The sequence below is a fragment of the Pleionea sp. WD8-19 genome, assembly GCF_055326765.1.
The window spans coordinates 123788-140812 of the sequence record NZ_JBUZOU010000006.1; the positions used below are offsets into that span (position 1 = coordinate 123788).

The following is a 17025-nucleotide window of genomic DNA, read 5'->3' on the forward strand; positions in this document are numbered from 1 at the left end:
TTAAAACGGCACTATTTTTCGATTCCGAATCAATTTTCCATTAATGTCAGGCTCTTGGTTAATAATCCACTTTATGCTGTCAATGCCTTCATGTGGACTGAGTGGTGCGTTGGGTCCCCCGAGATCCGTTCGCACCCATCCAGGGCAAACGCTGTTCACGTGAATACTCGTATTTTTATACCAAGCTGCAAGATAAACTGTCATCGCATTAACCGCTGCTTTTGAAATTCGGTAAGCGGGCGCTCCGGGTTCCATTTCATTGAATGCACCCATCCCAGAAGTCAGATTAATAATGTCTGCACGAAGTGTTTGGTCTAACAAAGGCGATAGATAGTGAATCACACTATAAATGCCTGCGACGTTTAAATTCATTGTTTTTTTAAACGTATCCACGTCCGAGTAAAAAGGGTTGATTTCATTGTCTTTATGCCATCGATCGTATACCGCTCCAGCGTTGTTGATCACAACGTTGAGCTTCAACTGCTTTATTTTAAGTTCTTGCGCGACGTTTTCGACACTTTGCTCATCAGTAACATCGAGTTGATAAACATCAATGTCGTCACCAAGCTTTTGTGCTGCGATAATACCTTTCTGATAATCTCGAGCGGTTAATATTATTCGATGACCATCACTGGCCAGTTCTTTTGCGGCTTGAAAACCCAATCCCCGATTGGCTCCTGTGATCAGAATGGTTTTGCGTTGGTACATAATTAAGAACTGAACAGTATCGTAGCTTTAGTGTAGACCAGAGTGATGACTTTCATAAAAGAGATGTGAAATGGGGTATAAAGTTTTCGGTTGAGACTTCTAGTATAAACAGGTAGCTTAATGGCTATTGGATAGTCACTCAGAGGAAAGCCAATGAAAAAACTGAAAAATGAAAAGGAATTATTGAAAAAAGCACTGGAAGTTGGCGAGCGCTATGCAAAAAATCGGGGCTATAAAGGGTTTTCACCAACCATGTCGGCCAATCAAAAAGTGGAGAGCCTTTACCGACTGTTGGTTCTCGATAATCTCATACAACCCATGGCTGAGGAGCAAGAAAATACATTATCCATGAAGCACCGCTTGGCAGTCTGGATTTCTCATCAATTGCCAAAGGATCATCCATTGGTAAATTAATAAAATTCGTTTTTATGGTTAACGAGAATAGTATATGTGTATTCGAATCGTACAGTTGGGAACTCCAAGAATCATGGAAGAGGGTATTCGCATTGGTACCGTGCGACGCCCTCCCAGAGGTGTGCCTAAAGCAGAATACGCGAGTCGGAATTTCTACGATGTTTGGCAACCTTTGTTATCGCCATCACCCGAACTTATGGCAATAGGAAAAAGTGCAAAAACAGAAGCGGACTGGTCAGGTTTTTATAGAAAGTTTCGGAAGGAAATGCAGTCGCCCGACGCGAGTCGTTTACTTGATTTACTCGCTGCGCTTTCTCATACTACGGATTTTTCTGTCGGCTGCTATTGTGAAAGTGAAAGTCACTGCCACCGCATTGTGCTGCGTGAATTGTTGAATGAGCGTGGCGCGGATGTTGTTTGAGTTTTTCTCTTATTGCTATTTTTCCTGCTGACTACAATGGATTTTACTGTTCGTCAACTTTCTAGAAGCCATCTCAAAAATCTCTTTCGCTGCTTATACCGCGTTGCGGAGGTTTGTCTGGCACTAATCTATTGGATGTAAATTCTGATTTTCCGAACGTCTGCGCCTTGTTTAAACGACAAAACTCAATTTTTGAGATGGCTTCTAGTGTTGTTAAGAGTGCAACAGTAAGAGTATCGAATTTATATCTATGCTAGTTCACTTCTCATAATTTGAACTGCTTATCACCGTTAAAACCCTCGCCCACTTTCTTCTTTGAGTAAGCACAGCCGAATGCAGATTGTCAATGTGTCTTTAGGTGTATAGGAATATGAGATGTCGCTGCTTTATTATTCCGGCATCACCGGTGAACATAAATTAAAAGTTCAGTTTAAACATGAGGAAAGACGAATGTCTGTTTTAAAAATAAAAAGTAAGGTATGTCTTTTATTAGGCTTTATGACTTCTGGTGCTGCGATTAATGAAGTTTCAGCCGCTCCGGAGCAAGTGTTAGTAGAAAAAGTGAGATACTGTCGGCACGCCATTACCTGTAATGGGAAAACACCTTTCGAGTTTAGACACTGGGAGCAAAATAAAGTAGCGAAAGATAAGCAGAAAAACACCTACCTAGCGCGTTACGTGGAGCCAGCTAAAGATCAAGTGGAGCATTTGGTTTTTATTTCGGGTGGGCAGCGTTTTGGAAATGGGCTATCAAATTTGCTAACCGGTCAGGTGGAAGATTTTGCAAAGGAATACAGCAAAACACAAGCTTCACATGTATTTAATATGAACCAAGATTCTTTAGCCTTTCGAATTTTTGATGAGTTTATCCGCTTAGAAGATAACACGTTCGCTGGATTGGCTTGGGATGCGCGATTTAATTGGGGATTCACAACGGATAATAAAACTGAAATTGTCAATGCCTATTATGATTGGTTAAAAACAAAGTTTCACTCTGAAAATCTTCGCTCGGTATATTTAGTTGGCCATAGTCGAGGAGGTGCGCTAGTCACACATTTGGCCCAACGATTTAAGCGAGATTATCCGAATGTTCCATTAATAGTGCAAATGTTTGATCCAGTCGCGAATGTAAACCAAAGTGAATTAGCCGTGACCGAAAACACCGTGCTTAATCCTAATGCAAATGATGCGGATTTTTTCGGATACCAAACTGATTTTAATAGAGTGTTTACGAGCAGAAACAATTTAGAAGTATTCAATATGGTTTCTGGAGCTCAATTTTTAGATGAGTGGATTGATAACTCGGCCAATCAAGTTCGGTCTTATGTAAGTGATGCAAATCAGTCCGACACAGTTTTTGATAATGGCTGGTACAGACAACGTTGGATTTTTATGGGGCACACGCAAATTGCACAAGAACCGATAACGATTCAACTTGCGATGAATCATTTAGTAAATGAAGGGCAACCAATGATTGATGGATATGTTTCACCTGCTGACGTTATTCGCGCGGTTTGCAATGTGTCGCGTACTTATGGTGAAGCGCCTCTTACCGTTAGTTTTAATGCAAGTGGCTCGCAACCCTCTGAAGGCGCTAACATGAGTTCTTATCGATGGTTAATTGATAGAAACTTAATGAACACTCGTGATGGCTATGGACCTCATACGGTAACTTTTAATAATGAAGGCACCCATACGATTTCATTGTCTGTCACTGATTCCAGTGGTCAGTATCACTCTGACACTTGTGAAGTTCGTGTAGGAAATACTGGCGATCCGCTGTAGTCGGGGCGCTTAAATTATACGTCTTACGCTTTCATTAGCGTAAGACGTTTGCACTCGAATATAAAATTTATTCGTAAAAACGAACGTAGTCGACATACATACGTTGCGGAAACATGCTGGATGAGTCTGGGCTTCCTGGCCAATTACCTCCTACTGCGAAATTTAATAATAGAAAAAATGGATTGTGAAACTCGCTGGTTCCATTGACACCATTAGAAATACTCGCAACATGATAAAGTTCATCATTGAAGTACCAGCGAATTTCATTCGCATCTCGTTCAATTGCATAAATTTGATATTTAGAAGTATCTGCACTTGTCGATCCACCGTAACTGGCGTATTGATTTCTATGGTCTTGCCAATGAATGGTTCCGTGAATTTGAGACGCGTTATTAACGTGTTCCATTACATCTATTTCACCGCAGGCGGGCCAACCGACATTGCCAAAGTTACTGCCTAGCATCCAGAATGCAGGCCAACCACCTTGCGTTTGAGTGAGTTTAATGCGTGCTTCAATTCGGCCGTATCCAAACTCTCTTTTATCGCGAGTGATCATTCGAGTCGATGTATATTGACATGGCCCGTACCAACATTGGTGTCCACCTTCCCGTCGTGCTTCAATCACCAATACATTGCTTCCTGCGTCGTTATCAAACTGAATAAAAGCATTGTCACCATTGGTGTAATATTGCAGTTCATTGTTGCCCCAACCTTGACCTCCGGTTTCAAAAGTCCAATTCGATAAATTAATCGAATCAAACTCATCACTCCAAGTAACCTCATGGTTAGTACGACGTACAATGATCGATGATATATTGTCATTAAAGCCGTCGTTAACTAAACAAGTATCCGAAGCGTTTTTAACGATTGATGTGCCTTGGAAATTGTCTTGTTGAAAAAGTACCGCTTCGTAACCTGAAGAAACTTGGATAGAAGATGCATCGTTATTGACAAAACCAAGAGCTGTTAACGTACTAAGGTTATAATCACCTTCATTGAGATGCACAGACCAACCTTCATAATTGCAATGCTGATAAATGATCGTAGCGGTTTCTCCGGAAGGGCTTGGAATAACCTCTACCCAATTGAGGTTCCATCCGCCTGTTGAAGCGTAAACCCCTAAATCGTAGTTACCGGCAGAAACCTGAGCTTGAAATTCAACGGTTTGCCACGATTGCCAACTTCCTGTGTTTGGGATATTAACCGAGCCCAAAACAATGCTGCCGCCGTTTAAATCAATCGAAGCGGATGTGCCGTTGTAGGGGCTGGCCACTCGAAGTTTTATAATGTAATTACCCGATGTTGGAAAGTGAACATTGTTAAATGCCAACCATTCGCTTTTTTCAATCCAACCGACATTAAAACCTCCGTCGACATCACTTGTTGCTTCAATATCGACATCGGTTGAGCGATAGACTCCGCCGTAATTTCCAGGCGTTGTGTCAAAGGCATTATTAAAATCTTCGGCTTGTAATACGGTGGCAAAAGAGTTTGAACAAGCGAGTTGAAGAATGATTAATAATAGAATAAATGGTGATAAGGCGCGCGAGCTGTTCATATTGTTCCCCTTATTGTATTAACCCGGACTTAGTGGTTTCCGTAAAGGGACAACGTTTATTAAAACTCAAAAACGGATATGCACTGCCAGGCAGTTTTGTTTGTATCGCTTTATTCGATAATTTAACGCGTGGATTTATCAAAGTTTTTTGAAAGCGCTTACATGGTTATTTCTAACGTGTTGGTTGGTTTAAGTCAAGTTGTTGTCAAACTATTTTTATGAAGTTAGAAGTGATTCTCTTTATCACTAAAAGCAATATTTTGAGGTTGGCGGATTTATTTGTTGATTGAAAATTGAGCCTGGAAATCCTGAATAAGCAAATCAATAATGTAAGGATCGACACAAGAATGATGAAACTTAATACACAAGCTGATGAACAGTTTTTGATCTTGCCAATAGCGCTTTCCAAAATAGAAAAATGGTTGAGCGCTTTGGCTGTTATTAACGTGAAGGGTTAAACCGGTAAATTGAAGGTTGGGTAAATTTCCAATAAACAGAGAATAGGCAAATAAATCGTTCCCCGTTTTCATAGAGTCGTTTTTACTTTTTTCGATTTCTGTTTGATAGGCTTTGGCAAATTCTGACCAGCTCATTTTGAACGTATTGGGAATAAATGCTTCATAGAAACGATTGCGCTTATTACCACGCGCAATAGGAAAAAGCAAAGGTGGGTTTCTTACTTCAATCCACTGATTATCGATATATCGATAGCAAAATTCTGAGTGGTTTTTTAAAGCTTGAATCAGATGAAAATACAAAAATGAAGTAAAGGTTCCTTCTTCTTGAGCTTCATAGCCCGCTCTTGCGTTGGTGATATCCAACTGTAATGTAATGTCCAGATACGGATTTTGAATGAATTTTGGGTTGGTAAAAAAATCTTGCGCCCACAGCTCATAATTACACAGGGTACTGCGGTCAATTGGGCGTATGTCTAGAGTATTATTTATCATGGCGTTATTTCATTCAATTCGTAAAAAAAAGTACACTTTTTATTGCTGGAGCTATTTTTGTTGAGCATTGGCACTTAATTATTTCAATTCTTTAAACTTTAATTTGTTGGCTCATAATTTTAGCAAAGAAAGTATTTTAAAGAAATGTGTTCGTGTATTAACCAATATTCGTAATTTTCTTTGCAATGACGAAAAATTGAAAGTGTTTGTCGAAAAATTTAAAGGCATTCAGTTTTTTTTTAATATATTTCACATCGAGTTTTAATTGTTTGTTTTTAATTAAACCGATAGGAGCCAGGATAGGTATCAAACTGGCCATTTATGGAAGTTTATGTAAACTAATTCGATAGACCAGAAAGGAGTGTAGGTTTCGTATGGCCAACATTGAAATTTCATCAGGTGTAGTGCATGAGCCTTCAGACGATTTGTGCAACATTCTTATGGCCGATCAGCAAGCTCTTGAAGCCTGGGAAAGTATTACACCTCTTGCTCGTAATGAATGGATCTGCTGGGTTGAAGATGCTAAAAAAATAGAAACACGGAATCGACGATTAGATCGTTTAAGAAATGATCTTAAAAATGGCAAGCGCCGACCTTGTTGTTGGCCAGGATGCCCTCATCGTGAAAATTCGCATAAATAAAATAAGTTTTTGAGTGGGTTGGTTGAGGCTGCTTGACACAAAAACAGTCAAGCTTAAATCTTGCTTTAAGTCATTACCCTTCGGCTTGAAGTTTTGCATATTCTTATAGACAGGAATCTCTATAATCAATATTATTGCTCGTTTTTCAGGCGAACTCTGAAATACTTAGGTCACTTTGTAATATCGAGTTTCCTTTCATGGAAATACCTTTTAGCGAGCGTAGGTCGTTTATGAATAAATTATTTGGTCGAATAATAATCATCTTTTGTGCTGGAATTTCTCTTCAATCCATCGCGACGAGTACTGAAATTGTCACCTCTTTAGACGCTTTCACACCCGTTGTGCCTTTGAACGACAAGTATCTTTTTTCGGCTCGTTCGGCTCAATACGGTGAGGAAATCTGGGTTTCAGATGGCACAACAGCAGGAACGTCACTTTTAGTCGATTCCAATACGGGGCAAGCATCATCGGGGCTATGGAATACTTACTTTGATCGGCCAATTTTCGAACAATTGGGTGATAAATTAATTTTCACATCCGTAGAATGGCCAATGAAAGAGTCGGTATGGATAACCGATGGTACGTCGCAAGGAACCGAAAAGTTGGCTGAAATCGTTTATTGCGAGAATGAGGCTGACGCTTTCTGTGGCGACGGCAGTATGTATTACTACGACTCTCGCATCTCTCAAATGGTTGCGGTTGGACAATACCTTTATTTCTCAGTTGAACTTTCGGATGGGTTCCACATATACAAAACTGATGGAACGCAAGCGGGAACCTATAGAATATCAAACTCGTCGGTGGGGCCAGTTTTAGATATGGTGAGTCATAATGGCGACCTGATCATTCTTTCATATTCTAACTACGGTACTTTGTTTACCGCTCAGCAGGATGTTGTTTACGAAATAATGCGTACGCCAGGAGCTCGAAACATAGCGAGCTTTGGTGGAAACCTTTATTACGTTGACGGAAATAACGATTTAGCGATTACTAAAGTAGCAAGCGACTATTCAGGACTGGAAGTACTTCGAGAGACTAAGCCTGGCACTATCGGCTTTTCAGGTTTTAATTGGGTTACGGTGAATAATTCGCTATTAATAGAACAAGACGAGACGCTTTGGGTTACCGACGGGACTGCAGAGGGCACACATACGCTTGTTGAGCGATCGTCTTACTTTGGGTTTATAAAACGATTTACAAAAGTTGGAAATAAAGTCTATTTCAATAAATCTGGTCAATTGTGGGTAACCGATGGAACGCATTCAGGAACACAGTTACTTACAGAGCATACTGAAACAATTATCCTTCCTCACAGTTTTCATGGAAGCAATTTTTATTTTCTAAAATATTCCAGTGAATCTTCGATTGAACTATGGCATGCCTCTAATAATCAAGAGTTGAGTAAAGTTTCTCAATACCCAATTACAGAAGGTTTCCGGTATTTTAGCGTAACAAACCAAGCTGCGTTTGCTTCATTTGATAATAGCAGTGACACAGGATCGTTATTTACAACACAGCTTACCTCCGACGGTACAGCGGCGACAGGAAGTTCTTCAAGTGGTGGAGCTATCGGTTATTTCGCATTAATATTACTCCTTCGTAGATTTAAGCGATCTTAATTGCTGCATAGAAAAACAAGGTATTGTTGTCTCTGGTAAAGTTAAGCCACTACGAATAAAGAGTAGTGGCTTAATGATTAAGGTTGAGTAGTGATTTATATAGGCGTTTATCGGTTCTGTCTTTCACTCGATAAAGTCAGTTTGTTTTAAGTAATTGCCGAAAAAGTCGGTTGAAATCTTCTTTTGGAGGGCGGGAAACCTTATCCGGCCGATGCAACTTTAACTGGCTGAGCGTTGTATTGGCGAAATGAATCAATTCTTCGTCAACATAAATACTTTGTTGTTCATTTTGGTTTTCTTTGATCGCGATTATTTGCATTAATCGATTAAAAATTTTAGGCTCATTTGTGAGTAAACAGTTCATTAATTCTTGAAACTCTAAGGGTGGGGCAGAGCGGTTTTCTTTTACCCAAACGGCGCAAAGTAAGGTTCGATAAGCGTAAAGTAACCTTTTGGCTGTGAAGGCTTCCTCTTTCGCAACATTGAACTTTTTTAGTGACATTGCGCAATAATGATGGAATGCCTTTACAGGGTTAAATGCCTTTCTTGCAAATTCACTAAGTTGACAAGTTTGTAATTTATTTTGCTGATATATTATGGGAGAGTTTAGCCACTCATGAATAACTGCATTGCCGGAGTACATCAAAGCTAGCGCTTTGGAAAGATCCCATCCGGCAATATCCAACTCGTCAGTAATAGGCTCTTCCAGAGTGTCTTTGCGATCAAACACGGATAAATAGTCGTTGATTGCGTGTGCGTAAATAATTCGTACATCATAGTCACTGTCTTTCGAAGGGAAACCCAAGCTCGGCTACCACTTTCAACGGCAGTGATAATTTTAATGTTTCGTACTTGCTCTAGTTGATTGAGGGAGTCATTAATTTTTTGATGTATGGAGGATTCAATCATGTTGTTTAACTTAATCATCTTCGAGTGATTTTATGATTGCAGATATCTGCTTGAGTGCATTGACTGCTTTATCTTCTTGAATAATAACTGAGTCGATATTACCGTAGTGCTGCTCTAGGCAACTCAACAATAAGGTCTTTATTACCGTTTTATTGGGTTGACTTGGAAGTTTACTCTTTTGATAAATGCTTTCAAGGTGAGCTTCTTTTTTCGCAAAATATTGTTCCAATTGAGCCAAGGTCCATTCTCCACGGCGAATGGATTTTAGCTGTTCCTTATTTCGTTGTAGATCCATTGATTGGTGTTCCAAGAGCTGTTCCACTTCGTCGAGCAATCGAACCACGTGGTAGGCAAACTTCACATCATACCCAAACTCTTCGACAATCGCTTTTCGCTTTCCTTCAGGCTGTTTCGTTCTTATTTTGTGCAACTGCAAATAGGCGTATCCTTTAAACTTCTGCCAACAGCCTTTGTGTAAAAATACAGTTCGTTGTCCTCGTACCATTGTTCCAATGGTTGTGCTGTGAAGTATGCAGTTTTTAGGCACGAATAGGCTGTCGATGATATTGGGGTTATTATCCATTAACAGTCGGAAATATTTAGTGATCGAGTACAGGGTTAAGTCGTACTCACGACCTTTTCCACCTAAAGCCGTTTTATCCCGTATATGATGTTGCTGGAACTGTTCAAACATTTCGTCTTTGTCGTCAAACCCTGGAATTTCTCCTCGTAGATGCGGGAAGAGGACTTCTTTTGGTGGAATTACAAATCCGTAGGTATCCATATCGGAAGTGTTATTGGATACACCGTATGCAACAGAACCCATAATAACCAGGTATTGAGTAGAGTCGGCCAGGAACGAAGGCGGATTAATTAATAGTCTTTTGCTATTGAGCTCTTTGATTAAGTTCATTGTGAGTTATCACGTTGAAAATTTGAAGTTAACTTTCCGTTTAAAGCATCAATGAAACTTCAAATAAAAGCTGTTGAATACTTTGTCGGCTGTCCATTACGGCCAATAAAACAACCTGTTTTTCATTTTCATCTATGGAATAGAAAACGAGGTTGTGTTCATCAACTCGGAACGGACGATACTCACTGATGCCAATAGATAACAACCGATCGCTAACAGGGGATATATAGGGATTTTCACCCAGTGCCTGAGTTACTTTTTCTTTTATAATGCGTTTAGTATCTGATGCCAGTATTTGTGAGTTAAAAAATAAATTAAGCGCTGAAGGGTAATCTTGAATACTGGCGTTGCAGTAATAGTGTACATTGAATCGAATTCCTGACGATTAGTGGCGATTTACTTAAAAGCATCGTCAAGCGAAAGTCGTTCTTTTGCGCCGGAATGTTCAGAGAGTTTCATTAATTTCAATAGGGCCAGAGTTTCCTGCTGGTACTGATAGTTTTCGACACTTTGTACGACATAGCAAGCTTTCCCTTTTTTGGTTACCAGCAGTGGGCTGGAAAGCTCGAGTTTATTTGCATGTTCTTTAAGGTAAGTTACGGTTTCGGTACGCATAATCGCCTTACTTCAGACTAAATTCAGTCTGATTATAGTCTGTTGGTTGCTGATTGACTAGATGAAGAATGTTGTTGATAAGCACGGATAAGGCTTGGGTGTTTTGTCGACAATTCTGCTATCAAAGTTTGACTAATGATCAGTATATGCCTATATTGTCGACAATATTAGCTAAAACCATCCAAATTCATGGCTCAAGTTGCCGAAAAACCCATCACCAACGCCGATAAAACGTTTTTCCAGATGCGAAAAGACATCGTAGAAGGTTTGATTGAGGCGGGTTCCAAGCTCAGCGAAACCGAATTGTCGACAAAATATTCAGTGAGTCGTGCAGTGGTACGCGAGGCAATTAACCGTTTGGAGTCTTGCCACCTGGTTGAGCGTAAAGCCAACGTTGGGGCTCGAGTGGTGGCATTGACGCCAGAAGGGCTTGTGCAGTTATACCAGGTGCGTGAAGCGCTCGAAGGTATGGCGGCCCGATTGGCTGCTACTCATATGACTGATGAAGAAGTTGATGATCTCAATGCTTTGCTAAACTCTTATGCGGAATCGGTGCAAAAGGGTGAAAACTATTACCAAGAAGCAGGAGACGTGGATTTTCATTACTGCATTATTCTCGGCAGCAAGAACAGTCATTTAATCTCGATGTTGTTTGATGGGCTTTATCATTTGGTTCGAATGTACCGCGTTCAGTTGGCTATGGTTGGCCCTAGAGTGACCACTGCCTACGATGAACATAAAAATATTGTCAAAGCAATTTCGAATCGTGATGCGGAGCTCGCTGAAATATTAATGCGCCGACATATTTCGTATACGAAAAACAGTTTAGAAAAGAAATTACTGTAATGCGACTGCATATATCGCGCTAGAGCGAAAAAAATAGTGAAAATTAATTGCTTTAGACGCACTAGAAAAAAGAATTGAAATTAAAACTTAAAACAAGGCTTTTGAAAATATGATGAATACAACTTATCGAAAAAATTTAGAAGGAACATCGTTGGATTTCTTCGATACACGCGAAGCGGTGGAAGCCATTCAATCTGGTGCATATGAAAAACTGCCTTATACGTCGCGTGTTTTGGCGGAAAATTTGGTACGACGATGTGAGCCAAATAAATTAACCGACTCGTTAAAGCAAATTATTGAGCGCAAACGAGAGCTGGACTTTCCATGGTTTCCTGCTCGAGTAGTTTGTCACGATATTTTAGGTCAAACTGCGTTGGTTGACTTAGCCGGATTGCGTGATGCGATCGCGAAAAAGGGCGGCGATCCATCTAAAGTAAACCCGGTGGTACCTACGCAATTAATTGTGGATCACTCGCTAGCGGTAGAGCACGCGGGTTTTGAAAAAGATGCCTTTGAGAAAAATCGTGCGATTGAAGATCGACGCAACGAAGATCGTTTCCACTTTATTAACTGGACCAAAAAAGCGTTTAAAAACGTCGATGTGATCCAGCCTGGTAACGGTATTATGCATCAAATCAATTTAGAAAAAATGTCGCCTGTGATTCACGCGCGCGATGGCGTAGCCTTTCCGGATACGTTAGTGGGAACCGATAGCCATACGCCGCATGTGGATGCATTGGGTGTGATTGCTGTGGGGGTTGGTGGTTTAGAAGCTGAAAGTGTGATGTTGGGGCGGGCGTCTTATATGCGCTTACCGGACATTGTGGGTGTTGAATTGGTGGGTAAGCGACAACCCGGAATTACGGCAACGGACATAGTATTAGCCATTACCGAGTTTTTACGTAAAGAACGTGTGGTGGGTGCTTATCTGGAATTCTATGGAGAAGGTGCGAGTGACTTAACATTGGGTGATCGCGCGACCATTTCCAATATGACACCGGAGTTTGGCGCTACGGCTGCCATGTTTTATATCGATGAAAAAACCATCGACTATTTAAAGTTGACGGGCCGAGATGATGAGCAAGTCAAGCTTGTTGAATACTATGCGAAAACTGCAGGGCTTTGGGCGGATAGTTTGGAAAAGGCTGAGTACGAGCGCGTGTTAAGGTTTGATCTTTCTTCGGTCGGTCGTAATATTGCAGGGCCTTCCAATCCACACCGTCGCGTATCGACATCTGACTTGGCCAAACATGGCATTACTGGAAAAGTAGAGTTGCCAAATGATCAAAACTGGAAGGGTAATATGCCCGATGGCGCTTGTATTATTGCCGCAATTACCAGTTGTACCAATACCAGTAATCCGCGCAATGTTATTGCGGCGGGCTTGTTAGCTCGCAATGCGAATGCGAAAGGGTTATCACGTCGGCCCTGGGTAAAAACTTCGTTAGCGCCAGGATCTAAAGCGGTTCAACTTTACTTGGAAGAGTCTAACCTGTTACCTGAATTAGAGCAGTTGGGTTTCGGTATCGTAGGTTTCGCTTGTACGACTTGTAACGGAATGAGTGGCGCATTGGATCCGGATATTCAAAAAGAAGTGATCGATCGCGATCTCTACGCGACCGCTGTGTTATCTGGAAATCGAAATTTCGATGGTCGTATTCACCCCTACGCAAAACAAGCGTTTTTAGCTTCACCACCGTTGGTGGTTGCTTATGCCATTGCAGGAACGACTCGATTTGATATTGAAAAAGATGTGTTGGGTCACGATCAGAAAGGCAATCCAGTTACCTTAAAAGATTTATGGCCAACCGATGAAGAAATTGATGCAGTGATTCGTGAACATGTAAAGCCAGAACAATTTCGAAAAGTGTACGATCCCATGTTTAATCTGTCTGTTGAGTATGGTGAAGAAACCAGTCCGTTGTATGAGTGGCGCCCTAAAAGCACTTACATTCGTCGTCCTCCTTATTGGGAAGGCGCATTAGCGAGTGAACGAACCATGAAAGGCATGCGACCTTTGGCGGTACTTGGCGATAACATCACTACCGATCACTTATCGCCATCGAATGCGATTTTATCAAGCAGCGCCGCCGGAGAATATTTGGCTAAAATGGGCTTACCCGAAGAAGACTTTAACTCTTACGCAACGCATCGCGGTGATCACTTAACGGCGCAACGAGCCACTTTTGCCAACCCCAAACTGTTTAATGAAATGGTGCGTGATGAAAATGGCGAGATTAAGCAAGGCTCTTTAGCGCGTATTGAGCCGGAAGGTAAAGTCACTCGTATGTGGGAAGCGATTGAAACCTATATGGATCGCAAACAACCCTTAATCATTATTGCCGGTGCGGATTACGGTCAGGGTTCTTCGCGTGACTGGGCTGCAAAAGGTGTGAGACTAGCAGGGGTTGAAGTGATTGTGGCCGAAGGTTTCGAACGCATTCATCGCACCAACTTAATTGGTATGGGTGTGCTTCCTGTTGAATTTACTAACGGTGATACTCGCAATACATACACCATTGATGGAACGGAAACCTTTGATATCGATGGTGATATCGCGCCTGGTGCTGAACTGACTTTAATCATTCACCGTAGTAATGGTGAAACGGTTGAAGTTCCCGTTAAGTGTCGATTAGACACTGCAGAAGAGGTTTCCATTTATTCTGCAGGTGGTGTTTTGCAACGATTTGCACAGGACTTTTTAGAGTCCTCTGCCGTTAACTAAGCCGTAAAATAGGTTTGTTGAGCTTCGCTGAGCAAAGCTCAACAGATCACTTAGTTCAAAACGACCACCTTTCACAGCATTCTACTTAACTTACAATAGGATTTGATTGATGAAGCACAAGCCACAAATAAAAATACCAGCCGTTTATATGCGAGGCGGTACAAGCAAAGGTGTGTTTTTTAATCTGAATGACTTACCCAAAAAAGCGCAAGTTCCAGGAAAAATTCGAGACCATTTATTGCTTCGGGTGATTGGTAGTCCCGATCCTTATGGTAAACACACCGATGGCATGGGCGGAGCGACCTCCAGTACCAGCAAAACCGTGATTCTTTCCAAAAGCAGTAAACCGGAACACGATGTGGATTATTTATTTGGTCAAGTTTCGATTGATAAACCCTTTATTGATTGGAGTGGAAACTGTGGTAATTTGACCGCAGCGGTGGGTTCCTTTGCTATCAGTTGCGGATTGGTAGAAGCCGAGCGCATCCCAGAAAATGGAATTTGTGTTGTACGAATTTGGCAAGCGAACATCGAAAAAACAATTGTAGCCCACGTTCCTATCACCAATGGACAAGTTCAGGAAACCGGCGATTTTAAACTGGATGGTGTTACGTTTCCGGCTGCCGAAGTGCAAGTGGAATTTATGGATCCTGCCGATGGCGAAGGGGTGATGTTCCCCACAGGTAACCTTGTCGATGATTTGGAAATACCCGGTGTTGGAACTTTTAAAGCCACTTTAATTAATGCTGGAATTCCTACCCTCTTTTTAAATGCTGAAGACATTGGTTACAACGGAACCGAATTGCAAGAAGCCATTAACAATGATGTGGATGCACTCAGTCGATTTGAAACCATTCGAGCGCACGGTGCGATAAAAATGGGATTGATAAAGAATGTCGAAGAAGCGGCATCACGTCAGCATACACCGAAAATTGCTTTTGTTGCGAAACCCGCCGACTATGTTTCCTCAAGTGGTAAAAAAGTATCTGCTTCTGACATTGATTTAAATGTGCGTGCGTTGTCTATGGGCAAGTTGCATCACGCCATGATGGGCACTGCTGCTGTGGCAATAGCAACAGCGGCCACCATTCCGGGTACTTTGGTCAATTCAGCAGCTGGTGGTGGTAAGCGTAATTCGGTCACCTTTGGTCATCCTTCTGGCACTTTACGCGTTGGTGCTGAAACCATCGAAGACAATGATGAGTGGATTGCGAAAAAAGTGGTAATGAGCCGAAGTGCACGGGTATTAATGGAAGGTTGGGTGCGTGTGCCTGGTGATGTGATTTAGTTGAGCGTGTAACACCCATCTTTAAAAAATAATGAGAAGCTATTTCAAAAAGGTAGATATGGTATAGCTTTAAAATAAGCGAGGTATTATGGAAGCAACTTTTCTCACCCAGGTTATTTTGCCAGCCTCGCTTTTTATCATTATGTGGGGAATGGGGCTTTCATTAGCATTAGAAGATTTTGGTCGCGTCTTTTTACAACCCAAAGCTGCTATTATTGGCATTTTTTGTCAAATGGTTATGCTTCCACTGGTGGGTTTGCTTATCGTTTATTTGTTTGATCTTTCTGCGGAGCTTGCTGTTGGCTTGATGATTTTAAGCTTTTGTCCTGGCGGTGTAACGTCAAATATGTACAGCTACTTGTCGCGAGGAGATACGGCATTATCGATTAGTCTTACTGCAATAGTCAGTATCGTCACTCCTTTTACCATACCGTTATTAACCGCTGCGACAATGAATGTGTTAATGACAGAGTCTCAAGAGTTTTCCATTCCCATTGTTAAAACAATCGTACAGTTGCTGCTCATAACCATTGTACCCGTCGCAATCGGAATGTTGATGCATCATAAGTTTCCTTTATTTTCAGCTAAGGCAGAAAAGCCTGTGAAAGTGTTATCCATCGTATTTTTATTTATGATCATTGCCGGGATTGTTGTCAATGATTGGGACAACATGGCAGGATATTTTGTTAAAGCGGGTTTTGCGACATTCGCGTTAAATGTCGTGACGTTAACGTTAGGCTATATTGTTGGAAATGTTGCGGGATTAACAAAACCTCAAGCGATCAGTATTGGTATCGAGGTAGGTATTCAAAATGGTACTTTGGCGCTGTTAGTGGCAGGCACTCTGCTTGGAAGCACATTGATGACGATTCCGGCAGTGACCTACAGTTTAATCATGTTTGCAACGGGGGGCGTTTTTGGCTGGTTGGTCAATAGCCGGTGGCTAGGCGTTGTTAGGTCTCCATCCGATGACTTGAAAGGTTCTTAAAGGCCATAAGGTTTTTGCTTAAGTGTTATCCAATGTATTGATCCCAAACTTAAGTAAACCCAGATTCAAAGCAATGAGCGGCAAGCCTATTAATGCAGTGGGATCTTGCGACTCAATTGACTTGAACAAACTGATCCCCAAGCCTTCACACATAAAACTACCAGCACAATTTAACGGTTGCTCTCGTTGAATGTAATTGACGATTTCATTGCGAGTCAATTCCCGAAAAGTAACTGCGGTCATATCCTGGTGTTGAAAGCAGTCTCCAGACTCGGTGGAATAGAGGTAAAGCGCGGTATAAAAATTGACGATGTTGCCTGACATCAGTGTCAATTGCTTAATCGCTTTTTCTTCAGTAATGGGTTTTCCTAAAATCTGTTTGTTGAAACACGCAACTTGATCGGAACCAATGACCAGTGCAGGTTTGTTAACTGTCCCCAACTTTTGAGCGACAGCTTCAGCTTTCATTTTTGCTAACCGTACGGATAATTGCTCAGCTGACTCTTCACTTTGAGAGGATTCATCAATATTTGGAGAGATTAACTGAGCTTTAATTTGCAACTGACTCAGTAATTTCGCACGGTATTGGCTGGACGAAGCCAGAATAATATTCATAATGCACTTTAAATATAGTTATTAACCATT

Annotated in this window: 17 protein-coding genes; 9 read left to right on the forward strand and 8 right to left on the reverse strand. The window is 41.4% G+C overall.

Going from position 1 to position 17025, the window contains the following annotated elements; all coding sequences use genetic code 11:
- On the reverse strand, positions 1–708 hold the full coding sequence (locus ACTUJY_RS09340; RefSeq protein ID WP_463615814.1) for an SDR family NAD(P)-dependent oxidoreductase: 708 nt from the start codon (positions 706–708) through the stop codon (positions 1–3).
- Between the two features lie 153 nt (positions 709–861).
- On the opposite strand from ACTUJY_RS09340, the gene ACTUJY_RS09345 reads away from it, so the two are divergent.
- The 3 genes from ACTUJY_RS09345 (at position 862) to ACTUJY_RS09355 (ending at position 3328) form a co-directional block, all read left to right on the forward strand.
- On the forward strand, positions 862–1122 hold the full coding sequence (locus ACTUJY_RS09345) for a DUF5062 family protein (RefSeq protein WP_463615815.1): 261 nt from the start codon (positions 862–864) through the stop codon (positions 1120–1122).
- Between the two features lie 34 nt (positions 1123–1156).
- Positions 1157–1543: a DUF488 domain-containing protein gene (locus tag ACTUJY_RS09350; RefSeq protein ID WP_463615816.1), complete on the forward strand. Its 387-nt coding sequence runs from the start codon at positions 1157–1159 to the stop codon at positions 1541–1543.
- A 375-nt stretch (positions 1544–1918) separates the two neighbouring features.
- Complete coding sequence (locus ACTUJY_RS09355) at positions 1919–3328, forward strand: PKD domain-containing protein (protein ID WP_463615817.1); 1410 nt, start codon at positions 1919–1921, stop codon at positions 3326–3328.
- A gap of 67 nt (positions 3329–3395) precedes the next feature.
- Here the strand turns inward: ACTUJY_RS09355 and ACTUJY_RS09360 are convergent, their stop codons facing one another.
- The gene (locus tag ACTUJY_RS09360) at positions 3396–4886 is read right to left on the reverse strand and encodes a carbohydrate-binding protein (RefSeq protein ID WP_463615818.1); all 1491 of its coding nucleotides are present in this window, start codon (positions 4884–4886) and stop codon (positions 3396–3398) included.
- A gap of 275 nt (positions 4887–5161) precedes the next feature.
- Positions 5162–5836: a CatA-like O-acetyltransferase gene (locus tag ACTUJY_RS09365; protein ID WP_463615819.1), complete on the reverse strand. Its 675-nt coding sequence runs from the start codon at positions 5834–5836 to the stop codon at positions 5162–5164.
- Between the two features lie 374 nt (positions 5837–6210).
- Here ACTUJY_RS09365 and ACTUJY_RS09370 point away from each other — a divergent pair, with 374 nt between their 5' ends.
- Both ACTUJY_RS09370 and ACTUJY_RS09375 read left to right on the forward strand, forming a co-directional pair.
- Complete coding sequence (locus ACTUJY_RS09370) at positions 6211–6477, forward strand: YdeI/OmpD-associated family protein (protein WP_463615820.1); 267 nt, start codon at positions 6211–6213, stop codon at positions 6475–6477.
- A 230-nt stretch (positions 6478–6707) separates the two neighbouring features.
- Positions 6708–8096: a hypothetical protein gene (locus tag ACTUJY_RS09375; RefSeq protein ID WP_463615821.1), complete on the forward strand. Its 1389-nt coding sequence runs from the start codon at positions 6708–6710 to the stop codon at positions 8094–8096.
- Positions 8097–8232: 136 nt separating this feature from the next.
- Here the strand turns inward: ACTUJY_RS09375 and ACTUJY_RS09380 are convergent, their stop codons facing one another.
- The 4 genes from ACTUJY_RS09380 to ACTUJY_RS09395 form a co-directional block, all read right to left on the reverse strand.
- Positions 8233–8901, reverse strand: a complete 669-nt coding sequence (locus tag ACTUJY_RS09380) for a DNA polymerase beta superfamily protein (RefSeq protein WP_463615822.1) — start codon at positions 8899–8901, stop codon at positions 8233–8235.
- Positions 8902–9015: 114 nt separating this feature from the next.
- The gene (locus ACTUJY_RS09385) at positions 9016–9918 is read right to left on the reverse strand and encodes a nucleotidyltransferase domain-containing protein (protein ID WP_463615823.1); all 903 of its coding nucleotides are present in this window, start codon (positions 9916–9918) and stop codon (positions 9016–9018) included.
- A 40-nt stretch (positions 9919–9958) separates the two neighbouring features.
- Entirely contained in the window at positions 9959–10123 is a 165-nt protein-coding gene (locus ACTUJY_RS09390) for a hypothetical protein (RefSeq protein ID WP_463615824.1), read from the reverse strand.
- Between the two features lie 191 nt (positions 10124–10314).
- Positions 10315–10533: a hypothetical protein gene (locus tag ACTUJY_RS09395; RefSeq protein ID WP_463615825.1), complete on the reverse strand. Its 219-nt coding sequence runs from the start codon at positions 10531–10533 to the stop codon at positions 10315–10317.
- 189 nt (positions 10534–10722) lie between these two features.
- On the opposite strand from ACTUJY_RS09395, the gene ACTUJY_RS09400 reads away from it, so the two are divergent.
- The 4 genes from ACTUJY_RS09400 (at position 10723) to ACTUJY_RS09415 (ending at position 16380) form a co-directional block, all read left to right on the forward strand.
- Entirely contained in the window at positions 10723–11379 is a 657-nt protein-coding gene (locus tag ACTUJY_RS09400) for a GntR family transcriptional regulator (RefSeq protein ID WP_463615826.1), read from the forward strand.
- 112 nt (positions 11380–11491) lie between these two features.
- The gene (gene acnD / locus ACTUJY_RS09405; protein ID WP_463615944.1) at positions 11492–14104 is read left to right on the forward strand and encodes a Fe/S-dependent 2-methylisocitrate dehydratase AcnD; all 2613 of its coding nucleotides are present in this window, start codon (positions 11492–11494) and stop codon (positions 14102–14104) included.
- A 109-nt stretch (positions 14105–14213) separates the two neighbouring features.
- Positions 14214–15392: a 2-methylaconitate cis-trans isomerase PrpF gene (prpF, locus tag ACTUJY_RS09410; RefSeq protein WP_463615827.1), complete on the forward strand. Its 1179-nt coding sequence runs from the start codon at positions 14214–14216 to the stop codon at positions 15390–15392.
- Between the two features lie 88 nt (positions 15393–15480).
- On the forward strand, positions 15481–16380 hold the full coding sequence (locus tag ACTUJY_RS09415) for a bile acid:sodium symporter family protein (RefSeq protein ID WP_463615828.1): 900 nt from the start codon (positions 15481–15483) through the stop codon (positions 16378–16380).
- 18 nt (positions 16381–16398) lie between these two features.
- Here the strand turns inward: ACTUJY_RS09415 and ACTUJY_RS09420 are convergent, their stop codons facing one another.
- Positions 16399–16995: a Maf family protein gene (locus tag ACTUJY_RS09420; RefSeq protein WP_463615829.1), complete on the reverse strand. Its 597-nt coding sequence runs from the start codon at positions 16993–16995 to the stop codon at positions 16399–16401.
- Positions 16996–17025: the final 30 nt, after the last annotated feature.

Bases quoted from the DNA above. Each gene is read 5' to 3' on its own strand.
- prpF (WP_463615827.1), top strand. From the start codon at position 14,214: ATGAAGCACAAGCCACAAATAAAAATACCAGCCGTTTATATGCGAGGC.
- ACTUJY_RS09395 (WP_463615825.1), bottom strand. From the start codon at position 10,533: ATGCGTACCGAAACCGTAACTTACCTTAAAGAACATGCAAATAAACTC.
- acnD (WP_463615944.1), top strand. From the start codon at position 11,492: ATGAATACAACTTATCGAAAAAATTTAGAAGGAACATCGTTGGATTTC.
- ACTUJY_RS09355 (WP_463615817.1), top strand. From the start codon at position 1,919: ATGTCGCTGCTTTATTATTCCGGCATCACCGGTGAACATAAATTAAAA.
- ACTUJY_RS09345 (WP_463615815.1), top strand. From the start codon at position 862: ATGAAAAAACTGAAAAATGAAAAGGAATTATTGAAAAAAGCACTGGAA.
- ACTUJY_RS09370 (WP_463615820.1), top strand. From the start codon at position 6,211: ATGGCCAACATTGAAATTTCATCAGGTGTAGTGCATGAGCCTTCAGAC.
- ACTUJY_RS09365 (WP_463615819.1), bottom strand. From the start codon at position 5,836: ATGATAAATAATACTCTAGACATACGCCCAATTGACCGCAGTACCCTG.
- ACTUJY_RS09385 (WP_463615823.1), bottom strand. From the start codon at position 9,918: ATGAACTTAATCAAAGAGCTCAATAGCAAAAGACTATTAATTAATCCG.
- ACTUJY_RS09350 (WP_463615816.1), top strand. From the start codon at position 1,157: ATGTGTATTCGAATCGTACAGTTGGGAACTCCAAGAATCATGGAAGAG.
- ACTUJY_RS09340 (WP_463615814.1), bottom strand. From the start codon at position 708: ATGTACCAACGCAAAACCATTCTGATCACAGGAGCCAATCGGGGATTG.
- ACTUJY_RS09360 (WP_463615818.1), bottom strand. From the start codon at position 4,886: ATGAACAGCTCGCGCGCCTTATCACCATTTATTCTATTATTAATCATT.
- ACTUJY_RS09415 (WP_463615828.1), top strand. From the start codon at position 15,481: ATGGAAGCAACTTTTCTCACCCAGGTTATTTTGCCAGCCTCGCTTTTT.
- ACTUJY_RS09400 (WP_463615826.1), top strand. From the start codon at position 10,723: ATGGCTCAAGTTGCCGAAAAACCCATCACCAACGCCGATAAAACGTTT.
- ACTUJY_RS09420 (WP_463615829.1), bottom strand. From the start codon at position 16,995: ATGAATATTATTCTGGCTTCGTCCAGCCAATACCGTGCGAAATTACTG.
- ACTUJY_RS09375 (WP_463615821.1), top strand. From the start codon at position 6,708: ATGAATAAATTATTTGGTCGAATAATAATCATCTTTTGTGCTGGAATT.